The 15,461-nt window shown below is 65.4% G+C and carries 16 protein-coding genes; 3 read left to right on the forward strand and 13 right to left on the reverse strand.

The annotated features are described in order from the left end of the window. Positions 1-203: 203 nt before the first annotated feature. The 5 genes from JYP50_RS07210 to JYP50_RS07230 form a co-directional block, all read right to left on the reverse strand. On the reverse strand, positions 204-1,163 hold the full coding sequence (locus tag JYP50_RS07210; protein WP_206559823.1) for an alpha/beta hydrolase: 960 nt from the start codon (positions 1,161-1,163) through the stop codon (positions 204-206). A gap of 114 nt (positions 1,164-1,277) precedes the next feature. After that, complete coding sequence (locus tag JYP50_RS07215) at positions 1,278-2,384, reverse strand: ABC transporter permease (protein ID WP_206559824.1); 1,107 nt, start codon at positions 2,382-2,384, stop codon at positions 1,278-1,280. Next, entirely contained in the window at positions 2,381-3,307 is a 927-nt protein-coding gene (locus JYP50_RS07220) for an ABC transporter ATP-binding protein (protein WP_206559825.1), read from the reverse strand. The genes JYP50_RS07215 and JYP50_RS07220 overlap by 4 nt, the downstream gene beginning before the upstream one ends. Beyond that, positions 3,300-4,274, reverse strand: coding sequence for an HlyD family secretion protein (locus JYP50_RS07225; RefSeq protein ID WP_206559826.1), 975 nt, complete (start codon positions 4,272-4,274; stop codon positions 3,300-3,302). The genes JYP50_RS07220 and JYP50_RS07225 overlap by 8 nt, the downstream gene beginning before the upstream one ends. A gap of 88 nt (positions 4,275-4,362) precedes the next feature. Then, positions 4,363-5,475, reverse strand: a complete 1,113-nt coding sequence (locus JYP50_RS07230; RefSeq protein WP_206559827.1) for a citrate/2-methylcitrate synthase — start codon at positions 5,473-5,475, stop codon at positions 4,363-4,365. 114 nt (positions 5,476-5,589) lie between these two features. Between JYP50_RS07230 and JYP50_RS07235 the strand changes: the two genes are divergently transcribed. Both JYP50_RS07235 and JYP50_RS07240 read left to right on the forward strand, forming a co-directional pair. Beyond that, a complete protein-coding gene (locus JYP50_RS07235) occupies positions 5,590-6,477 on the forward strand; it encodes a LysR family transcriptional regulator (protein ID WP_206559828.1) in 888 nt (295 codons plus the stop codon). A 28-nt stretch (positions 6,478-6,505) separates the two neighbouring features. After that, the gene (locus JYP50_RS07240; RefSeq protein WP_347136737.1) at positions 6,506-8,125 is read left to right on the forward strand and encodes a glycerol-3-phosphate dehydrogenase/oxidase; all 1,620 of its coding nucleotides are present in this window, start codon (positions 6,506-6,508) and stop codon (positions 8,123-8,125) included. A 19-nt stretch (positions 8,126-8,144) separates the two neighbouring features. Here JYP50_RS07240 and JYP50_RS07245 read toward each other — a convergent pair whose 3' ends face one another. The 8 genes from JYP50_RS07245 to JYP50_RS07280 form a co-directional block, all read right to left on the reverse strand. Then, on the reverse strand, positions 8,145-8,660 hold the full coding sequence (locus JYP50_RS07245; RefSeq protein WP_206559830.1) for a carboxymuconolactone decarboxylase family protein: 516 nt from the start codon (positions 8,658-8,660) through the stop codon (positions 8,145-8,147). A 28-nt stretch (positions 8,661-8,688) separates the two neighbouring features. Next, positions 8,689-9,135: a carboxymuconolactone decarboxylase family protein gene (locus JYP50_RS07250; protein WP_206559831.1), complete on the reverse strand. Its 447-nt coding sequence runs from the start codon at positions 9,133-9,135 to the stop codon at positions 8,689-8,691. Between the two features lie 11 nt (positions 9,136-9,146). After that, complete coding sequence (locus JYP50_RS07255; RefSeq protein WP_206559832.1) at positions 9,147-9,734, reverse strand: TetR/AcrR family transcriptional regulator; 588 nt, start codon at positions 9,732-9,734, stop codon at positions 9,147-9,149. Between the two features lie 123 nt (positions 9,735-9,857). After that, positions 9,858-10,346: a chalcone isomerase family protein gene (locus JYP50_RS07260; protein ID WP_206559833.1), complete on the reverse strand. Its 489-nt coding sequence runs from the start codon at positions 10,344-10,346 to the stop codon at positions 9,858-9,860. Further along, entirely contained in the window at positions 10,343-10,906 is a 564-nt protein-coding gene (locus JYP50_RS07265; RefSeq protein WP_206559834.1) for a DUF2878 domain-containing protein, read from the reverse strand. Before JYP50_RS07265 ends, JYP50_RS07260 begins: the two co-directional genes overlap by 4 nt. A 31-nt stretch (positions 10,907-10,937) precedes the next feature. Then, on the reverse strand, positions 10,938-11,750 hold the full coding sequence (gene iolB, locus JYP50_RS07270) for a 5-deoxy-glucuronate isomerase (RefSeq protein WP_206559835.1): 813 nt from the start codon (positions 11,748-11,750) through the stop codon (positions 10,938-10,940). A 20-nt stretch (positions 11,751-11,770) separates the two neighbouring features. Further along, entirely contained in the window at positions 11,771-13,114 is a 1,344-nt protein-coding gene (locus JYP50_RS07275; protein WP_206559836.1) for a phytase, read from the reverse strand. Between the two features lie 86 nt (positions 13,115-13,200). Further along, a complete protein-coding gene (locus JYP50_RS07280) occupies positions 13,201-14,061 on the reverse strand; it encodes a MurR/RpiR family transcriptional regulator (RefSeq protein WP_206559837.1) in 861 nt (286 codons plus the stop codon). Between the two features lie 226 nt (positions 14,062-14,287). On the opposite strand from JYP50_RS07280, the gene JYP50_RS07285 reads away from it, so the two are divergent. Beyond that, a complete protein-coding gene (locus JYP50_RS07285) occupies positions 14,288-15,451 on the forward strand; it encodes a Gfo/Idh/MocA family protein (RefSeq protein ID WP_206559838.1) in 1,164 nt (387 codons plus the stop codon). Positions 15,452-15,461: the final 10 nt, after the last annotated feature.

The raw sequence follows: 15,461 nt of genomic DNA on the forward strand, positions 1-15,461 counted from the left end.
CCCTTGAGACTTGAGGTAACAGTGATGGCTTGGCGCCATTCTAGGAACCGCGGTGGGCGGGGAACAGGTACAAAGAGGCCAGAATTAGTGAACTATCCGTCGCCCGGCCCGGCCCGGCCCGGCCCGGCCCGGCTCGGCTCGGCCCGGCTCGGCTCGGCCTGCCCACGCCGGGCGCCCCGGTGAGGCGCCCGGCCCAGGGTTGTTCAGGCGGGGGTGTCCAGTCCCAGGCCGCGGCGTAGCACCGCGAGGGTGTCGGCCATTTCCCGCTGGTGAATCCGGGTCTGGGCGAACACGCTGGAACCGTGGAAGGTGCCGGGGTAGTTGTGGATCTCCGCCTGTACCCCGGCCTGCAGCAGGCGCATGCCGTAGAGCAGGCCCTCGTCGCGCAGGGGGTCGAACTCCATGGTGGAGATATAGGCCGGCGGCAGGCCCGCCAGGTCGGTGGCGCGCGCCGGGGCGGCGTAGGCGGGAACGTTGTCGGCGCCGGGCGTGTAGGCCTCGCCCAGGTAGTATCGCCAGCTCAGTTCCGCCTTGCCTCGGTCCCAGCAGGGCGTGTCGGTGAACCGCAGCATGCTGGGACTGTCCATGCGGTCGTCCAGCACCGGGATGCCCAGGAGCTGGAAGCACAGGGCCGGGCCCTTTTCATCCCGGGCGCGCAGGGCGCAGGCGGCGGCCAGGCAGCCGCCCGCGCTCTGGCCGCCAATGCCCAGGCGCTGGGGGTCGAGGCCCAGCTCGCCGGCGTTGGCCGCGGTCCAGGCCAGGGCCGCGTAGCAGTCGTTCAAGGGGCCGGGGTAAGCCGTCTCCGGACTCAGGCGGTAGTCAACCGACACAATCACAATGCCCAGGGCCCGGCACAGGTTGACGCAGATGCCGTGCTCGCTGTCCAGGTTGCCCAGCGCGAAACCGCCGCCGTGGATGTAGACCAGCCCGGGCACCGGGCCGCTGGCCGCCGCCGGCCGGTAGCTGCGTACAGCGACATCGGGTGCTCCGTCCAGGCCCGGAATCGCGCGGTCCTCGAAGGTCACGCCACTGGTGTCGAGGTCGGCGATCAATGCCTGGGTGGCGCCGGCGAAGGCGGCGCGGGCGGCGGCCGGGTCGGCCATGTCCACCGGCGGCATGAAGTCCAGCAGGGGGGCGATTTCGGGGTCGAAGTTATAGGGCATGGTAGTGGGCCTGTGGGTTGCGCATGGGAAGATCACAGCATATCCGCTGGTTCCTCGAAGTGTAGTGCGGCAGGTACAACAATGGATACCTGCCAGCCGGGTTTTTCCCCGCTCTCAGTCCAGGCGTTTGTGGAAGCGCGCGGTGGCGACCAGCAGCATGACCAGGGTAAAGCCGCCGAGCCACAGCATATCGCCGGCGAGTTGCCCGGTCTCCGCGCCGCGCAGCACCACGCCGCGCACCAGGCGCACGAAGTGGGTGGCGGGGAAGGCCTCGGCGATGTACTGGGCCGCCACCGGCATGGCGTCGTAGGGAAACATAAAGCCGCTGAGCAGGATGGAGGGCAGCAGAATAAAGATGGTCAGCTGCATGGCCTGCAACTGGGTCCGGGCGATGGTGGAGATCAGCAGGCCCAAGGTCAGGCTGGCGGCGATAAAGACCAGGGTGGCCAGCGCCAGGGTCCCCAGTCCGCCCAGGAAGGGCACGTCGAACACCACGCGGCCCAGGCCGAGGATGATCGCCACCTGCACCAGTCCCACCAGGATGTAGGGCACCAGCTTGGCCACCATCAACTCGATGGGATGGATGGGGGTGGTGATCAGCAACTCCATGTTGCCCAGTTCCCGCTCGCGCACCAGGGCCAGGGCGGTGAACAGGATCATGGTCATGGTGAGCACGATGGCGGTGAGGCCGGGTACGATGTTCACCGCCGAGCGGCGCTCGGGATTGAAAAACAGGCTCACCTCGAAGGTGGGCGGACTGGCGGTATAGGCCGCCGCCGGGGCAGCGGCGTCGAGCTTGAGGGGCATGGTGCGCAGCGACAGCAGGGCAGAGCTGACCATGGTGTCCGAGGCGTCCACCAGCCACTGGCCCACGGTGTCGCCCGCGGCGACGCGGCGCGCCAGGTCGCGGGGGAAGACCAGGGCCGCGCGCACTTCGCCGGCGATCACCGCGGCCTCGGCCTCCTGGGGCGTATCGAAGCGGGAGACGATGTCCACCACCTGGGTCACCCGCACCTGCTCGGTGATCACCCGCGCCGCGGCGCTGCCGCTCAAGTCCACCACCGCGATGGGTACGTGGCGCACCACGCTGTTGATGGCGTAGCCGAACAACAGCAACTGCACCAGCGGGATCATGATGATCATGCCGAAGCTCATGCGGTCCCGGGACAGTTGCAGGAACTCCTTGCGCGATACCGCCGCGATCCGGGTCAGCGCGCTCACGCGGCCCGCTCCCCGCTGGTGGCGGCCATGAACACGTCCTCGAGGTTGGGCCGCGTCGCCCGCGGCTGTTGCGCCGGGTCGTTGAGTTGCCCGCGCAGGTAGTCGAGGGGCGCGGCGACCGGTTCGCCCAGCAGTACCCGCAGGCTGCTGCCCTGCTGCGCGGCGGATACCACCTCTGGCTGTGCCATCAGGTGTTGGCGCAATTGTCGCAGGCCGGGGCCGTTGACTTCGATGACGCGCCCGTCGAGCGCTTGCATCAGGGCGTCGGGGGCGTCGTTGCGGCGCACCTGTCCGCGCTCGAGGATGGCCAGCCGGTGACAGCGTTCGGCCTCGTCCATGTAGTGGGTGGACACCAGGATGGTGGTGCCGGCCTCGCTGAGGTCGAACAGTTTTTCCCAGAAGTCGCGGCGGTTTTCCGGGTCCACCGCCGAGGTGGGTTCGTCGAGAAACAGCAGGGTGGGGCGGTGCAGGGTGGCCGCCGCCAGGGCCACCCGCTGGCGCTGGCCGCCGCTCATCGCGTCCAGGCGGCGGTCGCGCAGGTCGGTGAGTGTGAACTGCGCCAGCACTTCGTCGATGCGCCGCCATCGGTCGCGCCGATCCAGGCCGTAGATATCGGCCATGAAGCGCAGGTTTTCGCGGGTGGACAGGTCGGTGTAGAGCGAAAATTTCTGCGTCATGTAGCCGATCCGCTGGCGCAGCTGCTCGGCTTGCTCGGGCACCTTCAGGCCGAGGACTTCCACGTCGCCGTCACTGGGGGTCAGCAGCCCGCAGAGCATGCGGATGGTGGTGGTCTTGCCGGAGCCGTTGGGGCCGAGGAAGCCGAAGATGCGACCGCTCTCGACTTCCATGTCGAGGTGGTCGACGGCGGTCAGGTCGCCGAAGCGCTTGCTGATGCCCCTGGCGCGAATGGCGTACTCAGTCATGGCCCAAATCGACCTGCACCGGCACGCCGGTGGGCAGCCCGTCGCCGTCGAGCAGGTCGAACTCGGCCATGTACACCAGCCGCGAACGGTCGGAGGCGTTGAGGGCGTAGTAGGGTGTAAAGGCGGGATCGGTGGCGACCCAGCGCAGCTGGCCGGTGAGCGCCCCGTCGATACCGTCCACGTGGACCGGTACCTCCATGCCCACGCGCAGGTGGGCGCGATGGATTTCCGGTACGTAGACACGGGCGAAGGGCCGGCTGTCGGCGAGCATGATCGCGAGGGTCGAGCCCTGGGGGACGCGCTCGCCCACGTTCCAGGGCAGGCTGTCGAGGAGGGCGTCGCGGGTGGCGGTCACGCTGAGTTCCTCGAGGTGGCGCTGCTCCAGGGCCAGCTGGGCCCGGGTGGCTTCCAGTTCGGCCCGGCCCTGTTCCAGTTGTTCCGGCCGCGTGCCGTTGGTCAGGCGCAGCAATTCCTCGCGCGCGGACTCGAGGGAGGCCTCGGCGGCGTCGCGGGTGGCCAGGGCGGTATCCACCGTGGCCTGGGCCGCCAGGTTTTGCGCCAGCAGGCGCCTGGCCCGCTGGTAGTTGGCCTCGGCCTCCACCAGGGTGGCCTGCGCGCCGGAGGCGCGGGCACTGGCGGCGGCGATATCTTCCTTGCGCGCGCCGTTGCGCAGTTCCTCCATGCGCGCCGCGGCCCGGGCCACCTCGGCCTGGGCCCTTGCCACCACCGCCCGCTGGTTGCGGTCATCGAGCTGCACCAGCAGGTCGCCGCGCTTGACCGGACGGCCCTCTTGGCGGGGCTGGTCGACAATGATCTCGCTGGCGGTGGCGCGCAGGATGATGCGGTCGCGCTCCAGGGTGCCCAGGGCCAGATCGTTGGCCTCGCCGGCGCAGCCAGCCAGCAGCGACAGCAACAGGCCGTAGGTGAGCGTGCGAACCGCGAGGAGCAATGGCGTGACAGTCGGCATGGCGTGACTCCGGCGACAGGTGCCCCGTTTATAGCACTTGAGGCCGGCGAGGGAAAACCGGGGCCCGGTAACAGGCCCCGGGGGGCGGTCAGTCCAAGTTGGGGTTGTAGCGCGCGCGCGGGCGGATCAGGCGGCTGTCGCGGCTGAACTCCAGGAAGTGGGCGATGTAGCCGTAGACCCGGGCCATGGCGAACATGGCGGTGAAGAAGTGGCTGGGAATACCCAGGCTGTGGAACACCGCGCCCTTGTAGAACTCCACATTGGCCCAGATTTCCTTGCCGCGCTCGGCGAACTCCGCCTGGCAGGCCGCCTCCACCGCCACCAGGGTTTCCAGAAGCTGCCGGCTTTGGGGCTCGCGGCACAACTGCATGGCCATGGGCTTGAGCAGCTTCGCCCGCGGGTCGACGGTACGGTACTCGCGGTGCCCCATGCCCATGATTTTCACCTTGTCCGCCAGGCAGCGGTGCACGTACTCGGCGGCCTGCTCGGGGTGGCCGATGGCCTGGGCCATTTCCAGCGCGGCCTGGTCGGCGCCGCCGTGCAGGCGCCCGTAGAGGGTGCCGATGGAGGCCGAGATGGATGACTGGATTGGGGCCAGGGTGCTGGCGCAGACACGGCCGGCGAAGGTGCCGGCGTTGAAGCTGTGCTCCATCTGCAGGATCTGCGCGGCGTCCAGCATGCGCACGGCGTCGGCGTCGGGCGCCTCGCCGTGGAACAGGCTGAGAAAGTTGTAGTGGAAATCCGTGTCCGAGGTGTTCGCGGCCGGCTCCAGGCCCTGTTCCCGGCGGTAATAGGCGGCGATCAGGCCGGACAGCTTGCCGGCCAGCGCCAGGCCGTGCTCGGCGTCCAGCCCGAGTCCGAGGCTCTGCTCGGTCGGCAGCTCGATCAGCGGTACCAGGCCCTGCAGCACCAGCATCGGGTGCAGGCCGGAGGGCAGCTCCGCGAGCAGGGCGCGCTCGCGCTGGTCCAGCTCGGCGTGGGCGCAAAGAAAGCGGGTCAGTTGTTGTTGCTGCGCGCTGTCGGGGCGCTCGCCGAACAGTACCAGCCAGGCCACCTCGGCGAAGGGGCGTTCGACCAGGTCCACGATGTCCACGCCCCGGTAGCTGAGCCTGCCGGCTTCGCCGTCGACGTCGGAGATGGCGGTCTCGCCCACGATGACCCCCGCGAGGTCAAAGGATTCCATTGTCATCTGCTGGTTCATGGCGCGTTCCTCTTGCGGTTTGGGCTCGGTATGGCCCAATGTGCGCGCAAGTATACGGTCGGCCATTTATTCAGTAGAGTTAATTCCACTTATTGCAATATAAGTAAAACTGATATGCGTTTAGAGAACAGCGAACTGCGGGCCTTTCGCGCCGTGGTCGAGGAGGGCGGCTTCCGCCGTGCGGCGGAGGCCCTGCACCTGAGCCAGTCCGCGGTCAGCCAGGCGGTGGCGGGGCTGGAGGCCAAGCTGGAGGCGCCGCTGATCCTGCGCGGCAAGTCCCTGGCGCTCACCGACGCTGGCCGGCGGGTGTTCGAGCACGCGGTGGACGTGCTGGGGCGGGAGCAGCAGACCCTGGAGGAGATCGCCCAGCTCAAGCAGGGTAAGCGGGAGACCCTCAGCCTGGCGCTGAGTGCGTCCCTGAATTACTTTCATGGCCAGGAGTTGGTGAGCGCATACTATCGGCAAAGCCCGCATGTCACGATGCGTGTTCAGGAATTGCCGAGCCGCAGCATCATTTACGCGGTGTTGGGAGGCGATGTGGAACTGGGCCTGGGGCCCTTCCAGAAGCACATGTCGGCCTTTGCCACGGTGCCCCTGTACCAGGATACCCGCCACCTGGTGGTGAGCGCCCGGCACCCGGCCTTCGAGCACATGGTGGCCGGTGACGAAAGCGCCCTCAAGCGCACGCCGCTGATTTCCTCGGCCCTGGACAACCCGGAGATGCGGCCCTCCATCCAGCGCCTGCGCGACCGTTTCAGTACCGTGTGGGAGGTGACCGGCCTGTCGCTGCGCATCCACATGGTGGCCGAGGGCATGGGGGTGAGCTTCCTCGACCGGCGCCTGCTGCGCGAGCACCCCGGCTGCCGCGACTTGCATATCATGGACGACGTATCCTTCGGCCGCATCGACAAGCACGTCGGCCTGTACCATCGCGCCGACCGCACGCTGAGTGACAGCGCCCGGCAATTCGTCGCGTTGTGCGCCCGGCGCTGGAAACTGTAGAGTAGGGTTTTACCGCCAGGGGATGAGTGTGACCAGCAGTCTTCGCAGCACCAACCTGGGCAAGCTCCGGGAGCAGGCCTTCGATGTACTGATCGTGGGCGGGGGTATCAACGGCGCGGTATCCGCCGCCGCGCTGGCCGGCCGCGGGGTGAAGGTGGCGCTGATTGATCGTGGCGACTTCGCCGGCGGCGTCAGCTCGAACTCCTCCAACCTGGCCTGGGGTGGCATCAAGTACCTCGAGAGTCACGAATACCTGCTGGTCAACAAACTGTGTAAATCGCGCAACGAGCTGATGCGCGCCTACCCCTCCACGGTGAAGGAAATCCGCTTTTTCACCACCATTCAGCGGGGCTTCCGCTTCTGGTCCTTCTTTGTGTTCCTGGGCAGCGTGCTCTACTGGCTGATGGGGCGCTGTGTCACCCGGGCGCCGCGCTACCTGACGGCGCGCTATATCGAGGAGCAGGAGCCGGAAATCAACACCAGCAACGCCGCCGGCGGGCTGGAGTACTCGGACTGCTACCTCTACGACAACGACTCCCGCTTCGTTTTCAACTTCATCCGCAAGAGCCTGAACTACGGCTGCATCGCGGCGAACTACGTGACCTCGGAAGGCGCGAGTTTCGAGGGCGGACAGTGGCACGCCCGGGTGCGTGACCTGGACGGCGGGGATAGCTTCACCGTGCGCGCGAAAGTGCTGGTCAATGCCTGCGGCCCCTACGTCGATGACTACAATCGCCAGTTGGGCATCGCCACCCGCCACCGGCACCTGTTCTCCAAGGGCATCCACCTGATTGTCGACCAGATTACCGACAACCGGCGCGTGCTGACCTTCTTCGCCAGCGACGGCCGGTTGTTCTTTCTCATTCCGATGGGCCCGAAAACCTGTATCGGCACCACCGACACCCAGGTGGACAGCCCGCAGGTGGCGGTGACCGACGAGGACCGCGACTTCGTGCTGGCCAACGCCAACGCCCTGCTCGACCTGGAACGCCCGCTCACCCGGGACGACATCATCGCCGAGCGGGTGGGTGTGCGCCCCCTGGCGGTAGCCGGGGAGGGCGGTACCGCCGACTGGGTGCAGCTGTCGCGCAAGCACGAAATCGAAGTGGACGAGGCGCGCCGGCACCTGAGCATTTTCGGCGGCAAGCTGACCGACTGCCTCAACGTGGGTGAAGAGGTAACCGACCACGTGGCCAGGCTCGGGGTGCTCGTACCCCAACGCCGTGGGCGCTGGTACGGCGAGCCGGGGCGGGAGCTCAGGGAGGAATTCATGCTGCAGGCGCGGCTGATGAATCTCGACAGCCTCACCGATCCCAGTTCCCCCGAACCGCTGTCGGAGCGCTTCTGGCGCCGCTATGGCGAGGCCGCCTTTGGCCTGTTGGAGCGCATTCGGGAAGATACCAACAACGCGAAATTGATCATCCGCCGCGCGGAATATACGCGCTGCGAAATTGAACTGGCCGCCCGGCGGGAAATGATCGTCAGGCTGGAGGATTTCATGCGCCGCCGCTCCAAAATTGAGCTGGTGGTGCGCAACGGGGAAATCCGCGAAGCGCCGGGCCTGCGCGAGGCCTGCGAAATCCTGTTTGGCGACGCGGCGCAGGAGAAGTTGGCGGAGTACCTCCTGTCCCTGCGGGCCGACGATTAATGGCCCTGCCGGGATAATCCTACTGCGGCACCGATATTGTCATCACTGGCAGCTCGTCCGGCATGCCGCCGATGGCAACGGCGCAGCGCGAAAAGCCGTTGAAAAAGGCCACCACCATCGATAAATGGACCAGCTCTTGTGGCGTAAATACCTGCCGCAGGCGCTCTTTGAGCGCGCTATCCAGGCCCGCCGGGTCATTCAGGTATTGATCGGTGAAGGCGAGGATCAACTTTTCCCGGTCGGTGAGGTTTGATTGCTCATAATCGTCGTCGATCATCTGCACGCGGTCCTCGCTCAGGCCGTCCTCCTGGGCGATGTCGTACCTGACACTTTTGCAGAACACACAATTCACCTTGCGGGCATTGCGAATTCTCGCAATCTCGATTTCCGCCGGACTCAGGGGACCCCCTTCCCAAAGTTGCCGATTCAGGTCCATGTAGTTCCCGAGCGTTTCCGGGACCAGGCCGAGTGCGGAATCGCGAATGATGTTCCCAGTGGGTGCGTGCGAATTGGTGACCCGGGCTTGTGATGTCATGGTCATGCTCCAGTGCCGGTATTCAGGATCAATGTTCGACAGACGCGAGCTGCCAGAGCAGGCTCAGCCGGGTCATACCGTCGAAAATGCCGAGCGCTTCCACCAGGGTCACCAGCCCCGCGTCGCCGTAGTGGGCCTTTACCGCCTCGGCGAGCTCGTCGCTGATGGCTTGCACGTCCATGGCATAGATCTCGGTGAATTCGAGGCAGGCGCGCTCGGCGTCACTAAAGCTCTCGTGGCTTGACCAGTCGGCCAGGTGTTCGCGTTTTTCCGCGTCGATCTCGCAGTCCACGCGAGACCAATCAGCGGCACTGCGGTGAAGTTGTGCCAACCGCAAGCGACACAACTCCAGGGTCGAGGGAGCAAGATGGGCCTGGTTCCAGAAACTGTCGTATAGCGCCTGGAACCTGTTTGCGACATCCGGCAGGGGTGCCAGCGTTGAGTCGCGGTCGATGCCGCCATTAATCCAGTTCATAGATATCGCCGCTATTGGTTTTTTCCGGGAGGTTGTGCAATGAGCTGCAAAAGGCTTTCGGTATCCGCCGCCACCGGGGACCTGAAGCGATGGCTGATCGATATGCCCTGAACCATATGGACCAGGCATTTGGCGATGTCGAGCGGGTCGATATCGCTGCGAATCTCCCCGATATCCTGCCCCTGTGCCACAGCCCGACTGAGCAGCCCGGCCAGGTCGCGGTAGTAAGCATCTATGCGCTTGCTGACCTGGCTGTGTCCATCGCCCAGTTCCGCCGCCGTATTGGCAACGAGACAGCCCATGTTGGAATGGTGCCGGGTTCGCCGGGTGACCCGCTGGAAATAGCTTCTGATTGCCCCGAGGCCGTGGTTGTTTGCAAGTACATCGCGATAGGGCCTGGCTTCGTTGTCGATGTAGTGTTCGAGGCAGCGGATGAACAGGCCCTCTTTGCCATTGAAGGCTTTATACAAACTGTGTTTGTTCAGGCCGGTGGCCCTGAGCAGCTTGTCGACACTGCTGCCGCCATAACCCTCCAGCCAGAACAGCCGGGTGGCGCTTGCCGTGACGTTTTCGAGGTTGTATTGAACGGGGCGCGGCATGCCAGTCTTTTATTACAGAATGATCGTTCTGTAAATGGTCGCAGAGTTTGCGCAACTTCGTCAAGCAGCATGTTTAGCCTATGATCGGCTCCGTCGCTGCGTCTGGTGGTTTATCCCCGGCCCCTACTCGCCCAGCAGTTTCCGTCGCAGCGCCGGCTGGCTGGTTTGCGGCGACAGCCAGATGGCCAGGAATTGTGCGCCAAAGTCCGGATGGTCGATGCGCCCGATGGGATGCCCGTTGAAGTAGAAGTGGCTTTGTTCCCCCTTGTTCAGTTCCAGCACCAGAGTGTCGTCTTGGGAAACGTCGGGCCACAGCGACCGCAGGCTTTCGAGCCAGTGGTCCTGTTGCGGGTGCTTGAGGCCGAGGTGTCGCCACTCTTTCTCCGTGCGGCGCACCAGCTGCTCGGCGGAAATATCGTGCAGATAGGTGATCTCCAGACGAAGCGGCCGGCTTTGCGGCGCGTATTCGCCCTCGGGCGCGAACAGGCGCGAGCGATAGACCGACCACACAAAGACATCCAGCTGCGCCTCGCCCACCAGGGCGAGGTTATCGTTTGTGGCGCCCCGGGCAACACCGGCCGCCAGCAGTAAAAGTAGCAACAGCTTTTTCATGTCGCGCCCTCCGTCGGCCGACCGCGCTCGATGACAGTGCGCAGGGCGCACAGCGCTGGTAGCAGTAGCATCCACAGGGGAACCAGCAGCGCCATCGTCAGGGCATCGCCGGGCCCGAAATCCACGGCCCCCAGGCGCTCCCCGGCGATGTAGTTCAGGGACGCGGGGGCGCCGAGGGCGCAGGCCAGCCACAGGCGCCGACGCATGAAGTCGAGACTGCGGCCGAGGGTGGTGGCGAAGGCCAGCCACAGCGCGCACAGCCACAGCGGAATCGGCAGAGCGCCCGGGAAGTGGAAAATACCGGTCAGGCTGAGAGTGCTGTCCACCGCGATTCCCGCCAGCGCCACGGGTAGCAGTGCGCGCAGTTCATCCACCGGCCGCGCTATTAGTGCAAAGTGCAGTACCAGCAGGCCCGCGGTGACCGGCAGCAGGGACTCGCGCCCCAGCACCGCGCAGAGCCAGGTGAGCTGAAACCAAAACGCATTGAACCACCAGCGCTCCGCCAGGTTGCCCGCGGCCACGCCGGCTGTCGCCCCACTTGCCCGTTCATGTTTTACCATGCAAAGAGTACGCGGGCCCGGGCAGGGCGGATCAGGTGCTGTCGGCGTTAAGCATCCACTCGTGGGCGGGGTCGTTGCGGAAGATCCACTGCCGGGTCGGCCCGGCCATCACGTTCAGGTAGTAGAGGTCGTATCCGTGGGGAGCGCCCACCGGGTGGTAGCCCCGCGGCACCATCACCACGTCGCCATCTTCCACGCTCATGGTTTCGTCGAGGCTGCGGTCGTCGGTGTATACCCGCTGGAAGGCAAAGCCCTGGGGTGGAGAAATGCGGTGGTAGTAGGTTTCTTCCAGGTGGGTTTCCCGCGGCGCGGCGTCGGTATCGTGTTTGTGCGGGGGGTAGCTGGACCAGTTGCCGCCGGGGGTAAAGACCTCCACCACCAACAGGTGTTCAGCGTCGGCGTTGCCGAACAGGATGTTACAGACCTCGCGCCGGTTGCTGCCGCTTCCCCGCGCCTGGCGATCGCAGTCCTGGGGTCGTATCAGTCGCGGTGGGTACTGGCCAGTGGCCGGTGCCGAGCACACGGCCAGCTCCAACTCGCTTTCCGCGGTGACCGTATAGGCAGTGTGCGGGGGCAGGTACACGGCGTAGGGTGCGGTGCCATCGAAGGGGCCGCGACGTTCGCCAATCCCCGACCACTGCCACTCGCCCGCGGTGACGCTGGCCCTGCCGCCGACGAGCACCAGGCACAGCTCGCGATCGCCACTGTCTTCCTGCAACGCCTGGCCGGGTCGCAGGGCGTAACTGTCGAAGCCGACGTAGTCCCAGCCCGCGCGTTGCGGGCTGATGTGTTGGGTGCGGCCCTTGGCGTCCGGTGCCTGGTGTCGTGACAGCAGGGTGCTCATGTCTTCCTCCTGGGCGCGCGCTAGCGCGCGCGGTTGGTGGTATCCACGGTCAACTCCAGTTGACTGGCGATTGACTGCCAGTCCACGAATTTGAAGTTGGAGCCCTCCCGGGGCTGGCCATCGGCATCGTAGACAGGGGGGGTATTCTGCCCGTCCTGCATCACCAGCAGGCCCTGAGGGAAGCGATCGCCGAGTGCGGCGTTAATGACCATCATGCCGTCGGTCTCGTTGACCCCGTCGACCCGCCCGTCGTCCACGCGGAATGATCCCAGGTAGGCATTGCCCTGCTCGCGACTGTAGACAGCCACGGTGTTGTCGCCCTGGCTCGAAACCAACAGGTAGCCGCGCCCATCGCCGGCGTCGTAGATGGTCAGGCCCTCGATATCCACGCTGAGATGGGGGTCGCCAAGGCCGGGGTCCTGTTTCCAGAGCAGCGTGCAGGCGTACTCTTCCTCCTGTGCGTCCCACTCCCGTTGGTAGGGTACGCCGAACTCCTTGGCCCGGGCGAACAGTGTCCAGCGCGAGCGGTCCGCCGGTGCGTCGAGTGCGATGCGCCAGATGCCGACATTTTCCTGTCCCAGATAGAGCGCATTGTGGGCGGGGTCGGCGACCATGCCCTCGAACTGCGGGCGATCGCGATCGTCGTCGGTGCAGGGCGTCCAGGTGCCGTCGTCGCCGGTGTCGAATTCGTGGGGAAAGTCCAGCATCGCCCTAGTTGCGTAGGTCACTTGCCCGGCGCCGTTATCCGCCAGTTCCAGTACCGCCACCCGCGTGGTGCTGTTGCGGCTGACCAGGGCCAGCGTGCTTTCCCCCTGCCGGTAGGTGGCCAGGCCGTAAGCGGTGTAGGCCTCGTTGATCTCGTCCTGGTCGCGGCTGAAAATGGGCTGGACGGCCGGCGCGGTGACGTCCCGTAGCAGCCATTGTCCATCGGCGGCCTGTAGCGCGAACACCGCCAGCGTGTCCAGGCCGCGATCGGAAGCCACCACGAGGTCGGTGGGCTTGCCACCCAGATCGAAGTCGTACACCACTTCGACATTGTTGAGCCGGCCCGGGGCGTTGTTCTCGCAGTCGTTCTGCCCATCCATGCAGGCCGGGGCCGGCTGTGCCGGCAGGTGCTGCAGCAGCTGGCCGTCAAGCGTATAGAGGTCGAGTCCGCCTTCCTTGAGGGCGGTGGCCACCAGGCTCCGGCCGCTGTCGCTGGGGTGCAGCCAGATAGCGGGGTCGTCGACGTCGGTAAAATTGCCCGCGCGATCATCAAAGTGGGCGCGGGTTTCGAGGGCTGCCTGCACGCTGACCGGCTCGGCGCGCGACGCGAGCGGCGCGGCCAAAAGCAAAGAAGTGGCGAGGATGTATTTTATACGCATGATGTAATCCTTGTAGTTGAGGACTTGCGTGCGCCACTGTAGCGAACGGGTGTTAAACGACGTGCTGTGTTCAGGTGAACTTTTTTTCATTTGCTGCGTGCGGTTTTCCCGCCACGCCCTTTGCCCGCGCCGCGGCTGGTGGCCAGTGCGGTGGTAAGTGCCTGGGCCAGGCACATGGAGGCGCTCAACGATCGGAAGCTGAAGACTTCCGCGTCGTGGACATCAAAAAAAACGGTTGCCTGGCGTGCGATGGCGTTTAGGGAGCTGTCGGTGATTACGACAACCGGTACCTTCTTCTTGCGCGCCGCGGCGACAACCCTGGCGGTGTCATCCGAGTAGGGGCTGAAGCTGATGGCGATCAGGACATCCCGGGGGCCCATGCTGTTGGCGTGTTCCATCAACATACCGCCCATGCCCGTCAGCAATTGCGCACGACACTCCAGGTGATTCAGGTTGTAGTAAATGTAGCTCGCTACGGGGAAGGATCTGCGCTGGCCCATGATATAGGCGAACTCGGCATCCCGCAGCAGCGATACGGCGCGGTCCAGTTCGGTGCTCTCGGTTTCTTCCAGCAGGTGTTGTAGAGCCTGCTGGTTGGCTTCGCTGAATTCCCGTAGTAGGCCCATGGGGCTGTCAGGGGCGCCGTCCGTATCGGCGACCTCGCGAAAGCGCTCCTTGTAGCTGGCGGAGCGCGAAGCCACGTGAGCCTGGAAAGGGCGCTGCATTTCGCTAAACCCCGAATAGCCGAAAGCCTTGGCGAAGCGAATCAGCGCCGAAGGTTGGACGCCTGCGCGCTCGGCTATGACCGAGGTGGTCTCCATGGCCATGATGGTCGGATTGTCCCAGGCAAACTTGGCGATCTGTCGCAGTCGCTTGCTGAGCGTGTCGTAGCGCTCGGACATGGCGGCGCGCAGGGATTCGTAGTCCTTTGGGGCTGTGTTGTTCATGCTCGGGTTTCCAGTATGGCTGGCAAGGTCGCTCAGGTTTCGTCATTTTGGAATAAAAAAATTAAAAATAGAATAAACGCTTGCATTGCCCGTTCTGATATGGAATAAATATACCATCCTATTCTATTTATAGAAAATAATTTTTACGGCGCGCCCGGCGTGGTATAACTCGAACCCGTCAGTGCGCGGGCCCGGATTGGGAAGCTGGAATAGTTGGAATAAGACAATGGCTTCGCTGAAACTTGGAATGGTGGGTAGTGGTTTCATGGGCAAGGCCCACGCGATGGCTTTGCACACGGCGCCGGTGGTGTTCCCGCTGTCCGCCGCCGTGCGCTGCGATTTGCTGGCCGATCATAGTGCCGCCAGCGCGCAGGCCGGGGCACGCCGCCTGGGCTTCAGCCGCAGCACCGGAGACTGGCGCGAACTGGTCGCCGATCCGGCCATCGATATCGTCAGTGTGTGTGCGCCCAACGACCTGCACTACCCCATCGCCCGGGCAGCATTGCTCGCGGGCAAGCATGTGTTCTGCGAAAAGCCCCTGGCACTGGACGTGGGGGAATCCCGCGAGCTGGCGCGGTTGGCCCGGAGCAAGGGCCGTGTGACCCTGGTGGGGTTCAACTACGTGAGAAACCCCGTCATCGGCATGGCGGCGGAGTTGATCGCCCGGGGCGAACTCGGCGCAATACACCACGTTCGCGCCACCCATGTGGAGGATTACCTGGCCGACCCCGCCCGCTCCGGAGGCTGGCGCACCCGGCGCGCCACCGCCGGCCTGGGTGCCCTTGGGGATCTGTGCCATGTGCTCTCCCTGACCCAGCGCCTGGCGGGGGGCATTGCCGAGGTCTGCGCCGACATGCAGACCGTGATCGCACAGCGGCCCGGCGCCGATGGCAGCGCACAGGCGGTGGAGAACGAGGATCAGGCCCATGCCCTGGTGCGCTTCAGCAGTGGGGCCATTGGCACCATCGAGTGCAGCCGGATCGCCTGGGGGCGCAAGAACGGGCTGACCATCGAGTTGTCCGGCAGCGAGGGGTCACTGTATTTCGACCAGGAGCGGCAGAACGAACTGTGGCTCTACCGCAGGCCCCGGGGCGGCGGGGGTGGCGAGGGATTTCAGCGCGTTCTGCTGGGCCCCGACCAGCCTGACTACGCGGCGTTTTGCCCCGCGCCGGGCCACGGCCTGGGCTTCAATGACCTGAAGGTCATCGAGGTGCGAGACCTGGTCGAAGCCATTGCGGGGGGCGTGCCGGCGTGGCCCGATTTTGCCGCCGCGGCGGCCATCGACGAGGTCTTGGCCGCGATGGAGCGGTCCTGGCGGCAGGGTGGTTGGGAAGTGGTGCCCCGGGGGCTGGAAGTGGAGCAAGGCAAGGCACAGGAGCCGGAGCAATAAGACGATGGGG

The organism is Parahaliea mediterranea (assembly GCF_017255185.1).
Lineage (GTDB): Bacteria > Pseudomonadota > Gammaproteobacteria > Pseudomonadales > Halieaceae > JAFKCZ01.